Annotated in this window: 20 protein-coding genes and 1 pseudogene; 2 read left to right on the top strand and 19 right to left on the bottom strand. The window is 67.5% G+C overall.

All coding sequences use genetic code 11. The annotated features are described in order from the left end of the window. The first annotated feature begins 27 nt into the window (after positions 1-27). Positions 28-906, top strand: a complete 879-nt coding sequence (gene accD / locus ACR2JA_RS12770; protein ID WP_434009460.1) for an acetyl-CoA carboxylase, carboxyltransferase subunit beta — start codon at positions 28-30, stop codon at positions 904-906. A gap of 61 nt (positions 907-967) precedes the next feature. On the opposite strand, the gene ACR2JA_RS12765 is transcribed toward accD, so the two are convergent. The 10 genes from ACR2JA_RS12765 to ACR2JA_RS12720 all read right to left on the bottom strand — a co-directional run bounded on the left by ACR2JA_RS12765 (position 968) and on the right by ACR2JA_RS12720 (position 11,135). Next, positions 968-1,810 (bottom strand): MurR/RpiR family transcriptional regulator, encoded by an 843-nt coding sequence (locus ACR2JA_RS12765; RefSeq protein WP_434009459.1) that lies wholly within the window; start codon positions 1,808-1,810, stop codon positions 968-970. Between the two features lie 59 nt (positions 1,811-1,869). Continuing rightward, on the bottom strand, positions 1,870-3,180 hold the full coding sequence (locus ACR2JA_RS12760; protein ID WP_434009458.1) for a TRAP transporter large permease: 1,311 nt from the start codon (positions 3,178-3,180) through the stop codon (positions 1,870-1,872). 9 nt (positions 3,181-3,189) lie between these two features. Further along, positions 3,190-3,816 (bottom strand): TRAP transporter small permease, encoded by a 627-nt coding sequence (locus tag ACR2JA_RS12755; protein WP_434009457.1) that lies wholly within the window; start codon positions 3,814-3,816, stop codon positions 3,190-3,192. Positions 3,817-3,818: 2 nt separating this feature from the next. Further along, positions 3,819-4,883, bottom strand: a complete 1,065-nt coding sequence (locus ACR2JA_RS12750; protein WP_434009456.1) for a TRAP transporter substrate-binding protein — start codon at positions 4,881-4,883, stop codon at positions 3,819-3,821. A gap of 61 nt (positions 4,884-4,944) precedes the next feature. Continuing rightward, positions 4,945-5,664 (bottom strand): aspartate/glutamate racemase family protein, encoded by a 720-nt coding sequence (locus tag ACR2JA_RS12745; protein ID WP_434009455.1) that lies wholly within the window; start codon positions 5,662-5,664, stop codon positions 4,945-4,947. After that, complete coding sequence (locus ACR2JA_RS12740) at positions 5,661-6,665, bottom strand: ABC transporter ATP-binding protein (RefSeq protein ID WP_434009454.1); 1,005 nt, start codon at positions 6,663-6,665, stop codon at positions 5,661-5,663. Before ACR2JA_RS12740 ends, ACR2JA_RS12745 begins: the two co-directional genes overlap by 4 nt. Beyond that, positions 6,662-7,666: an ABC transporter ATP-binding protein gene (locus ACR2JA_RS12735; RefSeq protein ID WP_434009453.1), complete on the bottom strand. Its 1,005-nt coding sequence runs from the start codon at positions 7,664-7,666 to the stop codon at positions 6,662-6,664. Before ACR2JA_RS12735 ends, ACR2JA_RS12740 begins: the two co-directional genes overlap by 4 nt. Continuing rightward, positions 7,666-8,559, bottom strand: a complete 894-nt coding sequence (locus tag ACR2JA_RS12730) for an ABC transporter permease (RefSeq protein WP_434009452.1) — start codon at positions 8,557-8,559, stop codon at positions 7,666-7,668. Before ACR2JA_RS12730 ends, ACR2JA_RS12735 begins: the two co-directional genes overlap by 1 nt. After that, on the bottom strand, positions 8,556-9,503 hold the full coding sequence (locus ACR2JA_RS12725) for an ABC transporter permease (protein WP_434009451.1): 948 nt from the start codon (positions 9,501-9,503) through the stop codon (positions 8,556-8,558). The genes ACR2JA_RS12730 and ACR2JA_RS12725 overlap by 4 nt, the downstream gene beginning before the upstream one ends. Before the next feature lie 9 nt (positions 9,504-9,512). Next, on the bottom strand, positions 9,513-11,135 hold the full coding sequence (locus tag ACR2JA_RS12720) for an ABC transporter substrate-binding protein (RefSeq protein WP_434009450.1): 1,623 nt from the start codon (positions 11,133-11,135) through the stop codon (positions 9,513-9,515). 278 nt (positions 11,136-11,413) lie between these two features. On the opposite strand from ACR2JA_RS12720, the gene ACR2JA_RS12715 reads away from it, so the two are divergent. Continuing rightward, positions 11,414-12,079 carry an LON peptidase substrate-binding domain-containing protein gene (locus tag ACR2JA_RS12715; RefSeq protein ID WP_434009449.1) on the top strand — a complete coding sequence of 222 codons (666 nt, stop codon included), beginning with the start codon at positions 11,414-11,416 and terminating at the stop codon, positions 12,077-12,079. A gap of 4 nt (positions 12,080-12,083) precedes the next feature. On the opposite strand, the gene nagZ is transcribed toward ACR2JA_RS12715, so the two are convergent. From nagZ to lepA, 9 genes and pseudogenes are all read right to left on the bottom strand, one after another. Then, positions 12,084-13,169 carry a beta-N-acetylhexosaminidase gene (nagZ, locus tag ACR2JA_RS12710; protein WP_434009448.1) on the bottom strand — a complete coding sequence of 362 codons (1,086 nt, stop codon included), beginning with the start codon at positions 13,167-13,169 and terminating at the stop codon, positions 12,084-12,086. A gap of 281 nt (positions 13,170-13,450) precedes the next feature. Then, positions 13,451-13,840 (bottom strand): annotated as a pseudogene (acpS, locus tag ACR2JA_RS12705) (holo-ACP synthase); the annotation flags it as partial. A gap of 90 nt (positions 13,841-13,930) precedes the next feature. Then, complete coding sequence (locus ACR2JA_RS12700) at positions 13,931-14,707, bottom strand: pyridoxine 5'-phosphate synthase (protein WP_434009447.1); 777 nt, start codon at positions 14,705-14,707, stop codon at positions 13,931-13,933. 7 nt (positions 14,708-14,714) lie between these two features. Beyond that, the gene (gene recO, locus ACR2JA_RS12695) at positions 14,715-15,497 is read right to left on the bottom strand and encodes a DNA repair protein RecO (protein ID WP_434009446.1); all 783 of its coding nucleotides are present in this window, start codon (positions 15,495-15,497) and stop codon (positions 14,715-14,717) included. Between the two features lie 119 nt (positions 15,498-15,616). Beyond that, complete coding sequence (era, locus tag ACR2JA_RS12690; protein ID WP_434009445.1) at positions 15,617-16,645, bottom strand: GTPase Era; 1,029 nt, start codon at positions 16,643-16,645, stop codon at positions 15,617-15,619. Positions 16,646-16,679: 34 nt separating this feature from the next. Then, positions 16,680-17,378 carry a ribonuclease III gene (gene rnc, locus ACR2JA_RS12685; protein WP_434009444.1) on the bottom strand — a complete coding sequence of 233 codons (699 nt, stop codon included), beginning with the start codon at positions 17,376-17,378 and terminating at the stop codon, positions 16,680-16,682. Positions 17,379-17,409: 31 nt separating this feature from the next. Then, the gene (locus ACR2JA_RS12680; RefSeq protein ID WP_434009443.1) at positions 17,410-17,754 is read right to left on the bottom strand and encodes a DUF4845 domain-containing protein; all 345 of its coding nucleotides are present in this window, start codon (positions 17,752-17,754) and stop codon (positions 17,410-17,412) included. A gap of 27 nt (positions 17,755-17,781) precedes the next feature. Then, entirely contained in the window at positions 17,782-18,747 is a 966-nt protein-coding gene (gene lepB / locus ACR2JA_RS12675) for a signal peptidase I (protein ID WP_434009442.1), read from the bottom strand. Positions 18,748-18,758: 11 nt separating this feature from the next. Next, a complete protein-coding gene (lepA, locus tag ACR2JA_RS12670) occupies positions 18,759-20,543 on the bottom strand; it encodes a translation elongation factor 4 (RefSeq protein ID WP_434009441.1) in 1,785 nt (594 codons plus the stop codon). Position 20,544: the final 1 nt, after the last annotated feature.

Genomic DNA, 20,544 nt, shown 5'->3' with positions numbered 1-20,544 from the left:
AGACCGGCCCATCGTTAGGAGTTTCTGATGTCCTGGCTCGAAAAACTGCTGCCACCCAAGATCACGCACACCGACCCGACCGAGCGCCGCAGCGTGCCCGAAGGCCTGTGGATCAAGTGCCCCAGTTGCGAGGCCGTGCTCTACAAGAACGATCTGGAAAAGAACCAGAACGTCTGCCCGCACTGCAGCCACCACCACCGCATCGGCGCCCGTGCGCGCCTCAATGCTTTCCTGGACGCCGAAGGCCGCTATGAGCTGGCGCAGGAAGTGCTGCCGGTGGATGCGCTGAAGTTCAAGGACAGCCGCAAGTACCCCGAGCGCCTGAAGGAAGCCCTGGAAACCACGGGCGAGACCGATGCGCTGGTCGTCATGGGCGGTGCGGTGCAGGGCATCAGCCTGGTCGTCGCCTGTTTTGAATTCGACTTCATGGGCGGCTCCATGGGTTCGGTGGTCGGCGAGCGCTTTGTTCGCGGCGTCGAAGAAGCCATCGCCCAGAAGGTGCCCTTCCTGTGCTTCACCGCCACCGGCGGCGCGCGCATGCAGGAAGGCCTTCTCTCGCTGATGCAGATGGCCAAGACCAATGCGTCGCTCACGCGCCTGGCCAAGAAGAACCTGCCCTACATCAGCGTGCTGACCGATCCGACCATGGGCGGCGTGTCAGCGGGTTTTGCCTTCGTAGGCGACGTGGTGATCGCCGAGCCCAAGGCTCTGATCGGTTTTGCCGGTCCGCGCGTGATCGAGAACACCGTGCGCGTGAAGCTGCCCGAAGGCTTCCAGCGCGCCGAGTTCCTGCAGACCAAGGGTGCGGTGGACTTCATCTGCGACCGCCGCGAGCTGCGCAGCACCGTGGCCAACACGCTGGCCATGCTGCAGCGCCAGAGCGCCGACGCGGTGGTCAGCGACTGAGACCGCGGCGCGCATCCACAGCAAAAGGGGCCCTCAAAGCCCCTTTTCTGTTGGGGCTGCCTCAGAGCTCCTGCAGTGCGTCGTGACTGGCCTCGATCGCGGTCATGCGGGCCCGCTCGGCCGGACCGGCCAGTTCCAGCACCCGAGAGGCCAGCAAGTGACACACACCGGTCACGGCCACATGGTCGTCCAGCGGGCTGTCCGACTCGCAGGCGCAGTACAGGTGCCAGGTCAGGCCGCTCTGGCGCGGCACCTGCTCGTCGGAGATGTAGAGCACGCGGTGGCCCGCCTGCACCAGTTGGGCCAGCAACGCGCTCAAGGCCACAGGGCGGCGGCGTACCGCGAACACCACCACCACATCCTGCACTGTGACGCTGGCCAGGGTCTGGCCCAGTGTGTCGCCCGCGTGCGGGGCGAGGTGCACGTCCTGCTTGATCTGGAACAGCTGCCAGCGGAAGTAGCTGGCGAACGCCTGGCTGGAACGCAGGCCCAGCACCCAGACCTTGCGCGCCGCGAGCAAGGCCCGTGCGATCTGGTCCACACTGGTCGCATCCAGCCGGGTGAAGCTGCGCTGCAGGTTGTCCTGGCTGCGCGCCAGGCTGGCGGCAAACGGGTTCTCGGCCGCCGGGCTGCGGCTGGCGCGCAGCAGCGGCGAACCCGCGCCGCGCTCCTCGCGGACCTGCAGCCGCGCCTCTTCGTAGTGCCGGTAGCCCAGCCGCTTGATGAACCGGGTGACGGTGGCGTTGGACACCCCGGCCAGCGTGGCCAGCTCGCTGGCCGCGTAGCTGGCCAGGTCGCCCGGGAAGTCGAGCACGAATTCGGCCAGCTGCCGCTCCATGGGGTGGAACACGCCGAGGTTCTGGCGAACCCGGGACAGGAAAGAGGTCGATGGGTGGGGGGGCATGGTGGAGGCCTGAATGGGCGCGAGCGGTACCGGAACGACCACCGATTGTCCTCGCCCGATCAGCCGGCCATGAAGCCCGGCAGCCACAGGGCAATGGCCGGAAATGCCCAGAGCATCGCCACCAGCAGCAGCATGATCACGAGGAACGGCAGCACGCCGTGGATCACGTCGATGATGTTGCCCTCGCCCCGCACGCCCTGCACCACATAGAGGTTCATGCCGACCGGCGGCGTGATCAGAGCCAGCTCGGCCATGATCACCAGGTAGATGCCGAACCACACCGGATCGATGCCCAGCGCCACCACGATGGGAAACACGATGGGGATGGTGCCGACCACCATGGCCAGCGCATCGAGGAAGCAGCCCAGGATCAGGTACATCACGGTCAGCACCAGGATGATCTGGCCCGGGCTGGCGTTAAGGCCGACCACGAACTGGGTCAGCATGTCCGGCACGCCCAGCATGCCGAGCACAAAGTTGAGGTAGAAGGCCGCGGCGGCGATCAGCATGATCATGGCCGTGATCGACAGGGTGGTGACGAAACACTCGTGAAGCATGCGGATGTTCAGCCGCCCGAACGCCGCACACAGCAAGGCCGACACCACGACGCCCAGCGCCGCCGATTCGGTGGGCGTCGCCCAGCCGGCGTAGATGCTGCCCATGACCAGCACGATCACCAGCACGGGCGGCACCAGGTCGAGCAGGCGCCGCAGCTTGTCGCCCAGCGGGGCGGGCGGTTCGGGCGTCCCGGCGTAGGCGGGTTTCCAGAGGCAGGCCACGGCGATCACGGCCATGAACAGCGCGGTGAGCAGCAGGCCCGGGATCACGCCGGCCGCGTAGAGCTTGCCGACCGAGGTGTTGGTCATGGCGCCGTAGATGATCATGTTGATCGACGGCGGGATCAGGATGCCCAGGGTGGCGCCGGCCGCGATGGTGCCGAGCACGAGGCGCGTGTGGTAGCCGCGCTGCTTGAAGGCCGGCAGGGCCACGGTGCCAATGGTGGCGGCCGTCGCGACCGAGGAGCCTGACACCGCCGCGAACAGTGCCGAGGCGCCGATGTTCGAGTGCAGCAGGCCACCGGGCAGCGGCGCCAGCCAGTCGGAGAGCGAGCGGTACATCTTGTCGGTGAAGCCGCCGCGCACCAGCAGCTCGCCCAGCAGGATGAACAGCGGCACCGAGACCAGCACGAAGTTGTTGTTGGCGGCCCAGTACTGCGTGCCGTATTCCAGCGCGGCCGGCAGGCCCAGGTAGGCCACCGCGCCCACCAGGCTCAGGAAAAACATCACGAAGGCCACGTGCAGGCCCAGGCTCATGAGCCCGATCAGCAGCACGAAGCCCATCGCCACGGCAAACAGGGAAATGTCGGACATGGTGTGGCCTCAGCGGGGACGGTGGGTGGGCAGCGCCTCAGCGTCGACCCCGCGCGCCTGCAGGTTGGCGAGCTCGGCGTCCAGCTCCTCCTGGGCGCCGGGCGGCCCGTACCAGGCGTTGAGCTCGGGCCGGCGCGTGGCCAGCAGGAACACGGCGTGCAGCGCATAGGCCAGCGAGATCAGCGCCAGCAACGCCAGCCCCGCCACCCACAGCGCCTGCGGCACCCACAGCGGCTGCTCCAGATTGGTGGCGGTGCTGCCGAACTCCAGCGTGTCGCGCAGCACCGCCACCCCACGCCACACCGCAAAGCCGGAGAACCCGGCAAAGGCGACCATGGCCAGGGTGTTGAGCCAGCGCTGCACACCGGCGGGAAAGCGGACCAGGAACACGTCCACCCGCGTGTGGCTGCGCTGGGCCATCGCGTACGAGGCGCCGATGGCCGCGCTGATCGCGAGCACGAAGCCGCCGAGTTCGTCGATGCCCTTGAACGATGTCGCGAAGAACTTGCGGCCCAGGATCTCCAGCGTCAGGCCCACGGCGTAGGCCAGCACCACCCAGCCACAGGCGATGGTGGCCCAGCGCGCGGCCGGCGTGATCTTCTCGCTGATCGGGTTGGCAGGGTGGCGGGCGTTCATGATCAGTTGATGCTCATGCCGCGCGCCTTGCCCACGGTGGCGTTCCAGGTCTCGCTGCACTTCGGGTCCACCTTGTTGCAAACGCCCTTCCACATCGGCAGCACCGTGGCGGCCGAGGCGGCCTTGACCTTGGCCTCGTCGTCGGCCGTGACCGGCACCAGCGTCATCTTGAAGGGCGTGCCGCTCTTGCAGGCCTTGCCGGTGTTGCAGTTGATGGAGTCGGCCGTGCCCTCCTCGGCCAGGTCCCACATCTGGTCTTCCATCTTCTTGAACTCGGCCTGCACCTTGGCCTGCTGGTCCGGACTGAGCTTGCGCCAGAAGTCGAGGTTGACGAAGTGGCCCTGCACCGAGCCCGCCACCGCCAGCGGGTAGAAGTACTGCGTGACCTCGGGCCACTTGCCGGAGTTGCCCGAGTTGGCCGAGGTCACGCCGCAGTCGACAACGCCGTTGCCCAGCGCCGAATAGACCTCGGAGAACGACAGCGTCACCGGCGTGGCGCCCAGGTTCTGCAGCATGGCCGACATGCTGGGCGTGAAGCTGCGCACCTTCAGTCCCTTGAAGTCAGCGATCGACTTGATCGGCTTGTTGCAGAAGAACACCTGCGGGCCGAAGGGCCAGAGCGTCAGCGCCTTGGCCTTGAATTTCTCCTGCAGCCGCGCATCGAACGCGGGCCGGTAGGCCTCCATGGCCTTGCGCAGCTGACCCATGTTGGTGGACACACCGGCCAGGTCGATGCCCTCGAAGAACGGGTCGTCGCGCGCCACGCTGCCGATCTGCACCGACATCACGTCGAAGATGTTGGAACGCAGCAGGCGCAGCGCGTCGTCGGGCTTGACGTTGACCACGTCCATCGGGTTGAACTTGACGTCCATGTCGATGCCGGTTGCCTTGGGCAGGCCCAGGAAGAACGGCTTCTCGATGCCGTCGGAGTGGCGCACGTTGGCCGACGAGTTGCCGGCCACACGCATCGTCATGTCCGCGGCGGTCGCCAGTGTGGAGGCGCACAGGGTGGTGAGGGTGAACGCGGCCGCACGGGCGAGCCAGCGGAAGGACGGCAGAAGTTTCATGGTGCAAGGCTCCGGGGTGGTTGAGGGACGGACGGGACAACGGGGGATGGGAAAAAAACGCTCAGGCGGTCAACCCGGCGCGTGCACAGGCCAGGCGCACCGCTGCGCACACCGGATCGACGACCCGCCGCTGCAACCGGGTGGCGATGTCTTGCGCGGCATGTGCCAGCGGGCCGCCGCCGATCACGATGGACTGCGCGCCGTCGCGCTCGACCGCTTCCTGGCAGGCCTGCAGCAAGGCCTGCTGGAGCTGGTCGGGATGGCGCATGAGTTCGTACGGGTCGCCGCGGGTGTAGCGCACGCCGGCAAACTGCGCGGGCGGCGCCACCGCGTGCGCGGCGGCCACCAGGCTGTGATGCAGCCCGGGGGTGACAGTGACGATGGCGTAGCGGTGCCCACCCGCTGAGGCTTCGGCGATGCCAGCCTCGCCCAGCCCGGTCACGGGCAGCATCAGACGCTGGCGCAGTTCGGCCACGCCCGGGTCGCCGAAACCGGCCACGATGACGGCGTCAAAGCCCTCCGCCACCAGCGAAGGCACGGTGTCCAGCACCGCCTGGGCCGCCTGCTGCAGTGCCTCGGCATCGGCGATGAAGTCCTGGCCGCGCGAGACGGTGCGCCCTTCGATGTGCACCCCGGCGGGGGCCACGGCCCAGGCGCTGGCCAGCATCAGCGTGGTCGAGCGCTCGCTGGTGTTCGGGTTGAGCAGCGCGATGCTGTAGGGCCGCTTCGTGTGACCACTGTCCATCGCCATCTGCTGCGGGGTGGGCACCGGTCGCGTCATGCCTGCACCCCTGCCGGCACATGCGCCCGCACCGCGTCCAGGCGCCAGCAGGCGGCCGACGAGGCGCCGGGCTGCGACAGCAGTTCGGGCACCTCCTTTGCACAGTCGTCGCTGGCATGCGGACAGCGCGCGGCAAACGCGCAGCCGGCGGGCAGGGCCACCAGATCGGGCGGAGCGCCCGGCAGGCCGGTGCGGCGGGTGCCGCGCAGGGCGCCGTGCAGCGTCGAGGCCAGCAGCGCCTGCGTGTAGGGGTGCTGCGGCCGCAGCAACACCTCTTCGGCGCTGCCGATTTCCACGATGCGGCCGGCGTACATCACCGCGATGCGGTCGCAGATTTCGGCCGCCACGCCGAGGTCGTGCGTGACGAACACCGCGCCCATGCCGAGCCGTTGCTGCAGCTCGCGCAGGATCAGCAGCACCTGCATCTGCACCGTGGCGTCCAGCGCGGTGGTGGGCTCGTCGGCCAGCACCAGCTTCGGGCTGCAGGACAGGACCAACGCGATCATGGCGCGCTGGCGCATGCCGCCGGAGAGTTCGTGCGGGTAGTTGTCGAGCCGGGCCCGCGCCGACGGCACCTTGACCTGCTCCAGCCACTGCTGCGCCTGCGCGCGGGCGTCGGCTTTCGAGCAGCCCCGGTGGCGCTGGATCGCTTCGCCGATCTGCTGGCCGATGGTGTAGACCGGGTCGAGCGCGAGCCCGGGGTCCTGGAACACCATGGCGGCGGTGCCGCCCCGGTAAGCGCTGAGGGCGCGGTCGTCGAGAGAGGGCACGTCCAGACCGTCCACCGTGATGCCGCCCGAAAGCTGGGTGCGCGCCGCCGGCAGCAGGCGCATCAGCGCACGCAGGGTCACGCTCTTGCCGCAACCCGATTCGCCGATCAGGCCCAGCACCTCGCCCGGCTGCACCTCGAAGCTCACGCGGTTGACGGCGTGCACCTCGCCGCGCGGCGAGCGAAAGCGCACGCTCAGATCGCGCACCGACGCCAGCGGTGGAGGACTCATGACAAGCCTCCTTCGGTCAACGCGAAGTGGCAGGCCACCCGGTGACCGTCGCCGCCCGCTGCGCGCAGCAGCGGCTCGGTCTCGCCGCAGGCCGCCACCGCGTGCGGGCAGCGGGTGCGGAAGCGGCAACCCGAGGGTGGGTCGATGGGGCTGGGCGGGTCGCCCACGATGGGCGCGGCCTGCGTGCGCCGGCGCGGGTCCATGCTGGGCATGGAGGCCAGCAGCGCGCGGGTGTAAGGGTGGGCCGGCTGCTCGTAGACCGACTGCACCGGGCCCATCTCCACGATCTTGCCGAGGTACATCACCATCACCTCGTCGCTGATGTACTGCACCACGTTGAGGTCGTGCGAGATGAACAGGTAGGTCAGGCCCAGCTCGGCCTTGAGGTCCAGCAGCAGGTTGAGCACCTGCAGCTCGACCGACTTGTCCAGCGCCGACACCGCCTCGTCGAAGATCACGATCTGTGGCTGCAGCGCCAGCGCCCGCGCGATGTTGACGCGCTGGCGCTGGCCGCCCGAGACCTCGTGCGGGTAGCGCCCGGCAAAGCGCGCCGGCTCCAGGCCCACGCGCGCCAGCAGGTCGTGCGCGGTGCGCCGGGCTTGGGCGCGCGGCACGCCGTGCACCATCGGTCCGAACATCAGCGAGGCCTCGACCGTCAGGCGCGGATTGAGCGAGGCGAACGAGTCCTGGAACACCATCTGCACCTTGCGGCGCACCGCAGCGAGCTGCGTCGACTTAGGACCGAGAGTCTGGCCGGCCAGCTGCACCGAGCCATCATCGGCATCGATCAGACCCATGAGCAGGCGCGCCAGCGTGGACTTGCCACACCCGGACTCGCCCACGATGCCCAGCGTGCGGCCCCGGGCGAGCCGGAACGAGATGTCCGACACCGCGTGCACCACCTGCGCGCGGGCCCACAGACCTTGCGGACGCACCCGGAACTGCTTGCGCAGACCCGCCACATCCACCGCATGCTCCAACGCATTCGCCGGCGCGTCCATCACTTCACCTCCATCGCGCTGCGCAGGCCGTCGGCCAGCAGGTTGAACGCCAGCGACACCACGAAGATCAGCACACCCGGTAAGGCCGCCAGCAGCGGCTGGGTGTAGATCGCGTTGCGCAGCGTGTTGAGCATCAGGCCCCACTCGGGCGTGGGCGGTTTGGCGCCGAGGCCGATGAAGGAGAGGCCGGCGGCCATGATGATGGCGACCGAGAGCAGGCTGGTGGCGTACACCAGCACCGGGCCGATCACATTGCCCAGCACATGCACCCGCATGATCACCGCGCTGCCGGCGCCGCTGGCGCGCGCGGCCTCGATGAACTCGACCGAGCGCACCTGGGTGGTGGCGCTTTCCGTCACCCGCGTCAGCGGCGGGATCAGCACGATGGTCAGGGCGAGCAGCGTGTTGCCGATGCCGGCACCCAGCGCGCCCGCAATGGCCACCGCCAGCAGGATCGAAGGGAAAGCGAACACCACGTCGACGCTGCGCATGATCACCGCGTTGACCCGCCCGCCGACGAAGCCGGCCACCATGCCCAGCGTGCCGCCGATCAGCAGCGCCAGCCCCACCGGCGCCATGCCCATCAGCAGCGATACCCGCCCGCCGTACATGAGGCGGGTCAGCATGTCGCGCCCCAGCTCGTCGGTGCCCAGCGGGTGACCGGGCGTGCCCACCGGCTTGAGGCGCTTGAGCACGCTGCCCACCGCCGGATCGCCCGGCGCCAGCCAGGGCGCCAGCAGCGCGGCCAGGATGATGAGCGCCAGCACGAAGATGCAGACCACCGACACCTTGTCGCGCAGCAGGCGCTGCAGCACGCCGCGCCAGTAGCCTTGCGAGGCGCTGGCGGGCGACACCGCCACCGCCGACTGTCCGGTCAACAGAGCGGTGTTCATGTGCGTTTCATCCTCGGGTCCAGCAGCGGCTGCAGCAGGTCCACCAGCAGGTTGAGGCCGACGAAAAACAGCGCCAGCACGAAGATCGTGCCCTGCAGCAGCGGAATGTCGCGCTGCAGGATCGCGGTGTTGAGCAGCAGGCCGGTGCCCGGCCACGAAAACACCGTCTCCACCAGGATGGAGCCGGCCATCAGGTAGCCCAGCTGCACGCCCATCACGGCCAGCGTGGTCGGCGCGATGTTCTTGGCCAGGTGCCGGAACACCGCGCCGCGCCCCATGCCCTTGGCCACCAGGCCGATGATGAACTCCTTGCCCAGCGTGTCGGCCACCAGGGCGCGCACCGAGCGCATCACGATGCCGGCCGGCATGGCCGCGAGCGTGAGCACCGGCAGCACGATGTAGGGCAGTTGCTCCAGAGACCAGTCACCGGAGCCGTCCGGCCCGGCGCCCATCGCGGGCAGCCAGTTCAGCCGCGCTGAAAAGATCGCCACCAGCACGATGCCCAGCCAGTAGTGCGGCACCGACACGCCCGCAATCGCGAGCGACGACAACATGCGGTCGGTCGCCGAGCCGTGCCGGTAGCCCGCCACGATGCCCAGCACGCCGCCGACCGAAAACGCCAGCGTGGCCGCCAGCCCGGCCAGCAGCAGCGAGTTGCCGATGGCCTTGCCGATCTCTTCGACCACCGGCCGGCCGCTGCCGATCGACCGGCCCAGGTCACCGCTGAGGGCCCTACCGAGCCAGCGCAGGTACTGCGCCGGCAGCGGCTGGTCCAGCCCGTACTCGGCCTTCACGCTGTCCACCACCTCCTGCGAGGCGTCGGACGGCAGCACCGCCGACAACGGATCGCCGGGCGCGAGGTGCACCAGCGAGAAGCACAGCACCGTCACCGCCAGCGCGATCGGCAGCGCGTGCAGCAGGCGCTTGACGAGGTAGGACCACATGGGAAACGGTCAGTCCATGGAGATGGAAGAGAAGTCGAGGAACCAGTTCTGCGGCTGCACGAAGCCCTTGACCTTCCTGCTCATTGCGCGCGGCGCGACGTCGTGCGCGACGAACAGGAACAGCGCGTCGTTGACGTACTTCTCGTGCGCCTTCTGGATCAGCGCGAGCTGGGCCTTGGTGTCGAACTCGGTGCGCACGCCGTCGAACAGCTTGTCCATCTCGGGGTCGCTGTAGTAGCCCCAGTTGGTGCCCTTGGGCGGCATCAGGCCGCTGTCCACATGGCGGATCAGCGCGGTGAACGGGTCCTGGCTGAAGTACGAACTGTTGGTGGTGGTGGCGCCCTTGGTGCCAGGGTCCTTGGCGCCGGCGCGCCAGTTGGCCAGCAGCGCGTTCCAGTCGCGCACGTCGAACTCCACCTGGATACCGATCTCGGCCAGGTTCTGCTGGATCAGCTCGTTCATCAGCTGCGGCTGCATCTGGCCCGAGCCCGAGGGCGAGATGATCGACTTCACCTTCAGCGGCCTGTCCTTGGAGTAGCCGGCCTGCGCCATCAGCGCCTTGGCCGCCGCCACGTCGTACTTGACCTCGAAGGCCGGCTTGCCGAACCAGGGGCTGTTCGGGGGCACCATGCCCTTGGCTGGAACCATCATGCCGCCGAGCAGCTGCTTCATGCCTTCGCGGTCGATCGCCAGGTTGGCCGCCTTGCGCACACGAACGTCATTCCAGGGCGAGCCTTCCAGGCGGGAGAAGTGCCATGGCCAGACATGCGGGTAGACATTGCTGGTGATCGCAAAACCGGCGGCTTTGATGCTGTCGATCGCATCGGGCGGCGGCGCCTCGATCCAGTCGACCTGGCCCGAGCGCAGCGCGGCGACGCGTGCCGAGGCATCGGGCACCGGCAGCAGCACCAGCTTGTCGAGCTTGGGCACGCGGGCCTTGTCCCAGTAGGCGGCGTTGCGCGCCAGCACGGCGCGTTCGCGCGGCACATAGCTCTCCAGCTTGAAGGGGCCGGTGCCCGAGGGTGCCTTGAGGAACGCGTCCCAGCTCTTTCCGGCCGCGAGCCACTGCGCGGGGCTGGACATCACGATCCACGCCATCTGGAACGGCAGCAGCGCGTTGACCTCGCTGGTGGTGATCTCCACCGTGAGATCGTTGACCGCCTTGTAGCTGGCCACCGTCGGGATGCGCCCGCGACCCTGCGCGGCCTGCTTGGCGTCGAACTGCTCGGCCTTGGCATTCAGGATCTTGTCGAGGTTCCAGACCACCGCTTCGGCATTGAACGCCGAACCGTCGTGGAACTTCACCCCAGGGCGCAGCTTGAAGGTCCAGCGCAGCTTGTCGGCCTCCGCTTTCCACTCGGTGGCCAGGCCAGGGACCAGGGAGGTGGGCTTGTCGGCCGACGACAGGTCATACGCCACCAAGGCCTCGAACACGGTGTAGCCCATGAAGCGCATGCCCTCGGCGCCCTGATCGGTCTGCCCGTTGGGCAGCGGAATGTCGGAGGCGGTCATCGCCACCCGCAAGGTGCCGGCGGCCTGAGCCCCCACCAGACTCGCCAGCAAAGCGGCAGCCGCCACCGCTGCGCGCGCGCCACGCCAGTTGAACCCTTCAAATACAGACGGATTGTTCATGGGAAGTCCTTTGCAACGAAAACCACACTCCTGCCGTAGCATGGGCTCCTCTTGTACGGTAAGCCATTTTCATGACAGCATTTACATGAAAACATGATTTCATTTGGTGCGCAAGTGGCGCAGTCTGGTGCCGAAGCTGCAGGCGACGGTCTTCGGTGCACCAAAAACGGGTTTCACCAGCTCCGGGAGTCCTTGAATCGGCCGGGGTGCACGGCCCGATGTGGGGTGAGGCAGAATCGGCGACACGCCAGCAGGGCGTCCAAACCCTCCCTCGTCACTTGACCTCACCCCCAGAAGCCCTGCAGCTGCGCCAGCTGCCCCTGTTCCCGCTGCAGACCGCCCTTTTCCCCGGCGGCTGGATGCCGCTGCGCATCTTCGAGGTGCGTTACCTGGACATGATCAAACGCTGCCACGCGGCGGGCGCACCCTTCGGCGTGGTCTGCCTGAGTGCGGGCAGCGAGGTACGGCGTGCCGATCCAAGCTCGGCCGATGGCTTTGCCCACGAAACGTTTTTTGATGCGGGCACGCTCGCCCACATCGAACAGCTCGCGTCGCCACAACCCGGCCTGATGCTCATCCACTGCCGGGGCCAACAACGCTTTCACATCGACGCGCGGCACCGCCTGCCGCATGGCCTGTGGGTGGCCGACGTGACACTGGACGCAGCCGAGCCGGTGGTGCCCGTGCCCGAGCACCTGGCGTCCACCCGCGATGCCTTGCAACGTGTGCTGGCCAACCTGCAGGAACGTGAACCCGAGGGCATGAACGAACTGCCGCTGCAGCCGCCCTACCAGTGGGACGACAGCGGCTGGGTGGCCAACCGCTGGGCCGAACTGCTGCCCCTGCCGCCCGAACTCAAGCACCGCCTGATGGTGCTGGACAGCCCGCTGCTGCGGCTGGAACTGATCTCGGATCTGCTGGACCGGATGGGCGTGGAGCGTTGACGGATCAAGGCAGCAGCGACAGCGCGTGCATGTAGCGCGCACTGACCATGAGCTGGTCCCAGTCCATGCCCTTGCCCTGGGGCAGCAGCGCCAGGCGCCGCTCTTCGCTGGCCGGGTTGGGCTGCCAGTCGCCCTGCACCATCGCTTTGGACAAGGCTTCGATCGCCTCGTCGATGGGCGCCCCACCGTCCACCACGCTCTGGTTGCACAGCAAGACCATGTCGCCACCCGCGGTGAGCGCGGCCAGCGCAGCCTCGGTGAAGCTCACGTCGCGCCCTTCGATGTGGCGCGCCGCTTCCATGCTCAGGTCGTCGCTGAAGATGGCGCCTGTGAAGCCCAGGCGGTGGCGCAGCACGTCGTGCAGCCAGCGCGCCGAAAAGCCTGCCGGCCGACGGTCCACCTTGGGGTAGATCACGTGCGCGGGCATCACCGCGTCCAGGCTGGCCGACAACCAGCCGTAGGGCGCGGCGTCCTCGGCCAGGATGGCTTTGAGGCTGCGCGGGTCAACGGGTATGGCCAGGTGCGAGTCGGCCTTGACGAAGCCGTGGCCGGGGAAGTGTTTGCCGCAGTTGCCCATGCCGCTGCTGCGCAGGCCCGCCATCAGCGCCTGTGCCAGCAGACTCACCACCCGCGGGTCGCGGCCGAAGGAACGGTCGCCGATGACCGAGCTTTCGCCGAAGTCCAGGTCGAGCACCGGCGTGAAGCTCAGGTCCACCCCGCAGGCGCGCAGCTCGGCCCCCAGCACGTAGCCCGCGGCGGTCGCGGCGTTGGTGGCGCGCAGGGCCGGGCCGCCCTCGCCTTCGCCCTTGCGGGGTGCGGACAGCCACAGCTGACCGAAGGCCGCCATCGGCGGCAAATGCGTGAAACCGCCGGTGCGAAAGCGCTGCACTCGCCCACCCTCGTGGTCCACCGCGATCAGCAGGTCGGGTCGCACCGCCTTGATCTGCCGGCACAGGCGCGTGAGCTGCTCCCGATCCTGCCAGTTGCGGCCGAACAGGATGACCCCACCCACCAGTGGGTGGGCCAGGCGGGTGCGGTCGGCGGCGGTCAGGCTCAGGCCGGCCACGTCGATGATCAGGGGTGCGTGCATGCAAAGACTCCATTGGCCCGGGGGGCGCGGGATGGGGGTGTTCAGAGCTGGCCGCCGAAGCGGCCGAGGATGGAGCGGTCGTCCGATGCCGGCGCCAGCGGTGGGGCCGGAGCGGCCACTGCGGACGGGGCTGGTGTGACCACCGGCTCTGGCGCCATCGCAGCGGCTGACCGCGGTACGGGTGACGACATGGGCGACGACATGGGCATCGCTATGGGTGCGGATGCGTCGGGTACTGCGCCGATCACCGTCGCGTCTGGCTTGGGTCCAGCTGCCACGCCTACCCGCTCGACCACCACGTAGCTGGCGGCGTAGTCGGTCTCGTCGGTCACGCTCACATGGGCCTTGAGGCCCTGGGCCTCAAACCACTGCTTCAGGTCGCCGTGCAGCACGATCAGCGGCTGCCCGCTGGGCGCGTTGGCGATCTCGCAGCGCCGCCAGGTCATGGGCAGGCGCATGCCCAGGCCCACGGCTTTGGAGAAGGCTTCTTTGGCCGAAAAACGGGTGGCGAGGTAGCGCATGCCCCGCTCTGGCGAGCGCGCGGTGCGCTGCTGCCACACCAGCACCTCGGCGTCGCTCAGCACCTTGCGCGCGAAGCGCTCGCCCTGGCGCTGGAAGGTGGCCTGGATGCGGCGCACGTCGCAGATGTCGGTGCCTATGCCGAAGATCATGTGTCCCCACGCTCATCACTGCGTGACTGTCGCTGCCCCCCAAGGGGGCGCGTTTTTCCTTGGGGCGGCCCGGCGGAAAAACCAGCTTGCTCACACATAGGCTTGCTCGATGCAGCGGTTGTAGTCCGCTACCGTGGCGGCGTAGCCCAGTTCCAGCGCGTCGGCCATCAGCGCGTGGCCGATCGACACTTCCTGCACGCCGGGCACGTTGTGCAGGAAGGCGGTCAGGTTCTCGCGGTTGAGGTCGTGGCCGGCGTTCAGGCCCAGGCCGGCCTCCAGCGCGGCCTGGCCGGCGGCGCGAAATCGTTCGAGCTGCACGCCGCGCTGCGGCGTGTGCCAGGCGGCGGCATAGGGCTCGGTGTAGAGCTCCACGCGATCGGCCCCCACGGCCTTGGCGCCCGCCATCTGCCCGGGCTCGGCGTCCATGAACAGGCTCACCCGCACACCCAGGGCATGTGCTTCCGCGATCAAGGGGCGCAGCCGCTCGGCGTCCTGCGGAAAGCTCCAGCCGTGGTCGCTGGTGAACTGGCCTTCGCTGTCGGGCACAAAGGTCAGCTGGTGCAGCGGCAGGCCGCGGGCCTTCACCTCGCGCGCGATGGCCATGAGGTTGTGGAAGGGATTGCCTTCGATGTTGTATTCGCGGTCGGGCCAGGCCTGCATCAGGTCGGCCAGATCGAACACGTCGTGGTGGCGGATGTGCCGCTCGTCGGGTCGCGGGTGCACCGTGATGCCGCGCGCCCCGGCCTGCAGGCACAAAGTGGCGGCTCGCGTGACCGAGGGGATGCCCAGGTGGCGCGTGTTGCGCACCAGCGCGACCTTGTTGAGGTTGACGGACAGCGCGGTGCGGTGGGGGGTGGCCAGGGTCATGGGCGGCTCAAGACTGGGGAAGGTCAGAAGGAGTGCGCGGGCGGGCGATGGCCTGCATGTCCAGCATCAGCTGGCGCGTCTGGAACACCCGCACGCCGCTATGGTAGTGCAGCAACTGGCGCAGCTGCGGCTGCAGCGCCTGCTGCGCACCGGCGCAGGCGCGCAGCGTGGTGATCAGTGGATCGTGGCTGTCCAGCGCCTGTTGCAAGGCCAGCCACTGCGCGCCGCTCAGGTGGTGCGCGTCGTCGCCGTGGGCCGGGCGCAGGCCACTTTCGGGCACCAGTACGTAAGCGCGGTCGTCGTCCAGCGGCGCGAGCGTGCTGCCTTCGTGGGCCAGATCGGGCAACAGGCCTGTGTCGCGCAGCAGCAGCAGCTCGAACGCGCGCAGGATGAGCTGCTGTGCATCGCCCCGCTCGGCCAGCAGCTGCACCGCCAGGGTGAAGTGGTCGAACAGGCCGGCGTGCGGATCGTCGCGCGCCAGCAGGCGCATGAGCAGTTCGTTGAGGTAGCCGCCGGAGATCAGCGCTTCGCCGGTGGGCATGACATGTCCGCCCTGCCACTGCGCCGCTTTGAGGGTGCGCACCTCGGCATCACCGCCCCAGCTCAGCAGCAGCGGCTGCAGCGGCAGCAGCACTGGACGGAACTGTGAGGTTGGCTTCTTGACCCCTTTGGCCACCAGCGCGATGCGACCGTGGTGGCGGGTGAAGACTTCGAGGATGAGGCTGGACTCGCTCCAGTCATAGCGGTGCAGGACGAACGCGGGTTCTTCAGAAGTCCGGCGAGTGGCCATCGCCGGATCAGCCCTGCCGCCGGGCCGCCCCAAGGCAGGGCAGCCCCCGGAACCGGCAAGGACCGGATCCCTCCCCGGTCCTGGGGCAGCGACCCGCGCAGCGGCGGAGCGTGGGGGCCTTATTCATAACCGAACGATCTGACACGGGCGTCATCATCGGCCCAGCCCGAACGCACCTTCACCCACAGCTCCAGGAACACCTTGCAGTTCCAGATCTTCTCCAGCTCCTGGCGGGCTTCGGTGCCGATGCGCTTGAGCTTCTCGCCGCCCTCGCCGATCACCATGCCCTTGTGCCCTTCGCGCTCGACCACGATGGTGGCGGCGATGCGCTTGAGCTGGCCTTCTTCTTCGAACTTGTCGATGACCACCGTGGAGGTGTAGGGCAACTCGTCACCGGTCAGGCGGAACAGCTTCTCGCGCACCATTACGGCGGCCATGAAGCGCTCGCTGCGGTCGGTCAGCTCCTCGGGGTCGTGCATCCAGGGCTGTTGCGGCAAGTACTTGGCGCAGATGGCGAACAGGCGCTGGATGTCCTTGCTCGCCTTGGCCGACATGGGCACGAATTCGGCGAAGTTGCGGCGCTCCTGCATGGAACGCAACCAGGGTGCAAGATCGCCGCGGCGGTGCACGAGGTCGAACTTGTTGGCCAGCAGGATCACCGGTACGTTCTCGGGCAGCAGGTCCAGCACCTTGGCATCGGCCAGGTTGAAGTGCCCGGCTTCGACCACGAACAAGATCAGGTCCACATCGGCCACCGCGCCGAGCACGGTCTTGTTCAGCGACCGGTTGAGGGCGTTGCCATGGCGCGTCTGAAAGCCCGGGGTGTCCACGAACACGAACTGGTTGGCGCCTTCGGTGCGGTAGCCGGTGATGCGGTGGCGCGTGGTCTGCGCCTTGCGCGAAGTGATGCTGATCTTCTGGCCGACCAGCGCGTTCAGCAGCGTGGATTTGCCCACGTTGGGCTTGCCAACGATGGCGACAAAACCGCAATGCTGTTCGGCCGGGTCCACCGGCTCGGGCGCGGCGGATGCGGGTTCGTCATCGGACACGGCCACGGCGGGCGTCTTGCCCAGTGCCTGGGCCAGCATGGCGTCCAGCTCGGTGTTGGCGGCGGGCGCCGGGACGGCGGTTTTCGGGGGTCGGGCCATGAGGGCAGCAGTCAAGAAAAAGGATGGGGGCCGCTCAAGCGGCAGGACGGCCGGTATCGGCTTTGTGGAGACGTTGCAGCATGGCCGCCGCAGCGGCCTGTTCACCCGCCCGACGCGATGCGCCGATGCCTCGCTCGCTGTCGCCGGTTTCCTGCACGGTGCACTCGACGTCAAAGGTCTGCTTGTGCGCCTCGCCCAGGGTCGCCACCACGCGGTAGACCGGCAGTTTCATTTTGCGCGCCTGCAGCCACTCCTGCAATTCGGTCTTGGGGTCCTTGCCCATGGCGCTCATCTGGGCGCTGAGCTCCACGCCCGCGTACAGGCGGCGCACCAGCGCGTTGGCCGGCTCGAAGCCTGCGTCCAGGTAGACCGCGCCGATCAGGGCCTCGACCGCATCGGCCAGGATGGACGGACGCTTGTGACCGCCGGAGCGCTTCTCGCCATCGCCCAGGCGCAGGCAGTTGGACAGGCCCAGGCCAGTGGCGATCTGGAACAGCGTGTCCTGCTTGACGAGGTTGGCGCGCACGCGCGAGAGGTCGCCTTCGGGCAGTTGGCTCAGACGCTCGAACAGCAAGCCGGACACTGCGAGGTTCAGGACCGAATCGCCCAGGAATTCCAGGCGTTCGTAGTGGTCGCTGCTGAAGCTGCGGTGCGTGAGCGCGCGTTCGAGCAGTTTGGGGTTGGCAAAAGGGTGCAGGAGGCGCTTTTGCAGCGCCAGCAGTTCGGGACTCACGACACCAGGCACCCGCTGCGCGGGCCAGCGCTCACTGGGAGCGCCCCTGGTACTTCATCACCAGGTAAGCCGGGCCCGCCAGGTGGATCTCGCGGCTGTACGCGAACGACACGACCACACGGTCGCCTTCCTTGCCGACTTCCAGGTCCTTGCCGGCAATGGAGCGGATGTCATCGATCTGCGACGCCTTGTCGAAGATTGTGCGCACCTCGGACACCGTGGCGCCGGCAGCGGCCTTTTGAGCCGCTTTCTGCACGGCCATGAATTCGATGTAGGTGGGCACGACCTGCGCGACCACCACGCCGGCAAACGCCAGCACGACACCGACCACCAACAGACCCAGGAAAGTCAGGCCCCGCTGCTGCTTGTGTTGCATGTGTTCCATCTCCAGAGGTTCAAGCCATCACTCGAAGGAGCCGATGCGCCCGAGATCGCCGAAATTCATCCAGACGAAGAAGGCGCGGCCCACGATGTTGGCCTCGGGCACGAAGCCCCAGTAGCGCGAATCGAGTGAGTTGTCCCGATTGTCGCCCATCATGAAATAGTGACCCTGCGGCACTTTGCACACCACGCCTTCGACGGTGTAGTTGCACTGGTCGCGGTACTTGAAATCGGACGCACCGGGCACAAAAGCCGGGCGATCGTCGTCGTTGAGGGTGCTGTAGGTGCGGCCATCCAGCTGCTCCTGGAACGCCTTGGCGTACCGCATGCTGTCGCCATCGAAGAACTCGGGCTGCGCCAGCTTGGGCACGGGCTTGCCGTTCACCGTCAGCTGCTTGTTCAGGTAGGCCACCTCGTCACCGGGCACGCCGATCACGCGCTTGATGTAGTCCAGGCTGGGCTGCGGCGGGTAGCGGAACACCATCACGTCGCCACGCTGGGGTTCGTGGTTAGAGATGATCTTGGTGTTGATCACCGGCAGCCGCACGCCGTAGTGGAATTTGTTGACCAGGATGAGATCGCCCACGCGCAGGGTCGGGATCATGGAGCCCGACGGGATCTTGAACGGCTCGAACAGGAACGAACGCAGCACGAACACCGCCAGGATGACCGGGAACAGACCAGCGGTCCAGTCCAGCCACCAGGGCTGCATCAGCAGCTTCTGGCGTGCCGGCTCCACATCGCCTTCGACCTGACTGAAGCCCTGCTTGAGCAGCGCTTCTTTGCGCGTGTTGTGCTCGTCCAGCATGCGCTGCGCTTCGGCGCGGCGCCGGGGCAGGAACACCAGTTTCTCGGCCACCCAATAGACGCCCGTCACCAGGGTGGCCAACAGCAGCAGCAGGGCGAAGTTGCCCTCCACCGCACCGGTGTACCAGGCGCCCGCGTAACCGACGAAAGCCGCCAGGACCACCGCGGTGATCGCGCTCATGGTGTTGTGCATCACTCCTCCACCTGCAGGATGGCCAGGAATGCTTCCTGCGGCACTTCGACCGAGCCGATCTGTTTCATGCGTTTCTTGCCTGCTTTTTGTTTTTCGAGGAGCTTGCGCTTGCGGGTGATGTCACCGCCGTAGCATTTTGCCAGCACGTTTTTGCGCAGCGCCTTGATGGTCTCGCGTGCGATCACATTGCCGCCAATGGCCGCCTGGATCGCCACGTCGAACTGCTGGCGGCTGATGATCTCGCGCATCTTGGCGGCCACCGCGCGGCCGCGGTATTGCGACTGCGAGCGGTGCACGATGATGGACAGCGCGTCCACCTTCTCGCCGTTGAGCAGGATGTCGACCTTCACCACGTCGGACGCGCGGTACTCCTTGAACTCGTAGTCCATCGACGCGTAGCCGCGGCTGACCGACTTGAGCTTGTCGAAGAAGTCCAGCACGATCTCGCCCAGCGGCATGTCGTAGGTCAGCATGACCTGCTTGCCGTGGTAAGCCATGTTCAGTTGCATGCCGCGCTTCTGGTTGGCCAGCGTCATGACCGCGCCCACGTATTCCTGCGGCATGTACAGGTGCACCGTCACGATGGGTTCGCGGATCTCTTCGATGCGGCCCTGGTCCGGCATCTTGGACGGGTTCTCCACCATGATCACTTCACCATCGGGCTTGACCACCTGGTAGACCACGCTGGGCGCGGTGGTGATCAGGTCCTGGTCGAACTCGCGCTCCAGGCGTTCCTGCACGATCTCCATGTGCAGCAGGCCCAGGAAGCCGCAGCGGAAGCCGAAGCCCAGCGCCTGCGAAACCTCGGGCTCGTAGTGCAGCGCGGCATCGTTGAGCTTGAGCTTTTCCAGCGCATCGCGCAGCGCGTCGTACTCGCTCGCTTCGGTGGGGTACAGACCGGCAAACACCTGCGGCTGCACTTCCTTGAAACCGGGCAGCGCCTGATCGGCGGGGCCGAGGTTGTTGGGCAGCTTTTTTTCCAGCGTGATGGTGTCGCCCACCTTGGCCGCCTGCAGCTCCTTGATGCCGGCGATGATGTAGCCCACCTCGCCGGCCTCCAGCGATTCTCGCGGCTGGTTGGCCGGCGTGAACACGCCCAGGTTGTCGGCGTTGTAGACCGTGTTGGTCGCCATCATCTTGAAACGCTCGCCTTTGCGCAGGTGGCCGTCGACCACGCGCACCAGCATCACGACGCCCACGTAGGTGTCGAACCAGCTGTCCACGATCATGGCTCGCAGCGGCGCGTCGGGGTTGCCCTTGGGGTGCGGTATGCGCGCGACCACGGCTTCCAGGATGTCTTCCACGCCCATTCCGGTCTTGGCCGAACAGGGGATCGCGTCCGTCGCGTCGATGCCGATCACGTCCTCGATCTCTGCCTTGGCGTTGTCCGGGTCGGCGTTGGGCAGGTCCATCTTGTTGAGCACCGGCACCACCTCCACGCCGAGGTCCAGCGCGGTGTAGCAGTTGGCCACGGTCTGCGCTTCCACACCCTGGCTGGCGTCCACCACCAGCAGCGCGCCTTCGCACGCGGACAGCGAACGCGACACTTCATACGAGAAGTCCACGTGGCCGGGGGTGTCGATCAGGTTGAGGTTGTACACCTTGCCGTCGCGCGCCTTGTACTGCAGCGCGGCGGTCTGAGCCTTGATGGTGATGCCCCGCTCTTTTTCGATGTCCATCGAGTCGAGCACCTGCTCGCTCATCTCGCGATCGGACAGGCCGCCGCAGCGGGAAATGATGCGATCGGCCAGCGTGGATTTGCCGTGGTCGATGTGGGCGATGATG

The sequence above is a fragment of the Hydrogenophaga sp. genome, assembly GCF_051007235.1.
Taxonomy (GTDB): domain Bacteria; phylum Pseudomonadota; class Gammaproteobacteria; order Burkholderiales; family Burkholderiaceae_C; genus Hydrogenophaga.
Note: the sequence above shows the minus strand (reverse complement) of the source record. Positions and strands in the feature narration are given on the sequence as shown.

Bases quoted from the DNA above. Each gene is read 5' to 3' on its own strand.
- accD (WP_434009460.1), top strand. From the start codon at position 28: ATGTCCTGGCTCGAAAAACTGCTGCCACCCAAGATCACGCACACCGAC.
- ACR2JA_RS12765 (WP_434009459.1), bottom strand. From the start codon at position 1,810: ATGCCCCCCCACCCATCGACCTCTTTCCTGTCCCGGGTTCGCCAGAAC.
- ACR2JA_RS12760 (WP_434009458.1), bottom strand. From the start codon at position 3,180: ATGTCCGACATTTCCCTGTTTGCCGTGGCGATGGGCTTCGTGCTGCTG.
- ACR2JA_RS12755 (WP_434009457.1), bottom strand. From the start codon at position 3,816: ATGAACGCCCGCCACCCTGCCAACCCGATCAGCGAGAAGATCACGCCG.
- ACR2JA_RS12750 (WP_434009456.1), bottom strand. From the start codon at position 4,883: ATGAAACTTCTGCCGTCCTTCCGCTGGCTCGCCCGTGCGGCCGCGTTC.
- ACR2JA_RS12745 (WP_434009455.1), bottom strand. From the start codon at position 5,664: ATGACGCGACCGGTGCCCACCCCGCAGCAGATGGCGATGGACAGTGGT.
- ACR2JA_RS12740 (WP_434009454.1), bottom strand. From the start codon at position 6,665: ATGAGTCCTCCACCGCTGGCGTCGGTGCGCGATCTGAGCGTGCGCTTT.
- ACR2JA_RS12735 (WP_434009453.1), bottom strand. From the start codon at position 7,666: ATGGACGCGCCGGCGAATGCGTTGGAGCATGCGGTGGATGTGGCGGGT.
- ACR2JA_RS12730 (WP_434009452.1), bottom strand. From the start codon at position 8,559: ATGAACACCGCTCTGTTGACCGGACAGTCGGCGGTGGCGGTGTCGCCC.
- ACR2JA_RS12725 (WP_434009451.1), bottom strand. From the start codon at position 9,503: ATGTGGTCCTACCTCGTCAAGCGCCTGCTGCACGCGCTGCCGATCGCG.
- ACR2JA_RS12720 (WP_434009450.1), bottom strand. From the start codon at position 11,135: ATGAACAATCCGTCTGTATTTGAAGGGTTCAACTGGCGTGGCGCGCGC.
- nagZ (WP_434009448.1), bottom strand. From the start codon at position 13,169: ATGCACGCACCCCTGATCATCGACGTGGCCGGCCTGAGCCTGACCGCC.
- ACR2JA_RS12700 (WP_434009447.1), bottom strand. From the start codon at position 14,707: ATGACCCTGGCCACCCCCCACCGCACCGCGCTGTCCGTCAACCTCAAC.
- recO (WP_434009446.1), bottom strand. From the start codon at position 15,497: ATGGCCACTCGCCGGACTTCTGAAGAACCCGCGTTCGTCCTGCACCGC.
- era (WP_434009445.1), bottom strand. From the start codon at position 16,645: ATGGCCCGACCCCCGAAAACCGCCGTCCCGGCGCCCGCCGCCAACACC.
- ACR2JA_RS12680 (WP_434009443.1), bottom strand. From the start codon at position 17,754: ATGCAACACAAGCAGCAGCGGGGCCTGACTTTCCTGGGTCTGTTGGTG.
- lepB (WP_434009442.1), bottom strand. From the start codon at position 18,747: ATGAGCGCGATCACCGCGGTGGTCCTGGCGGCTTTCGTCGGTTACGCG.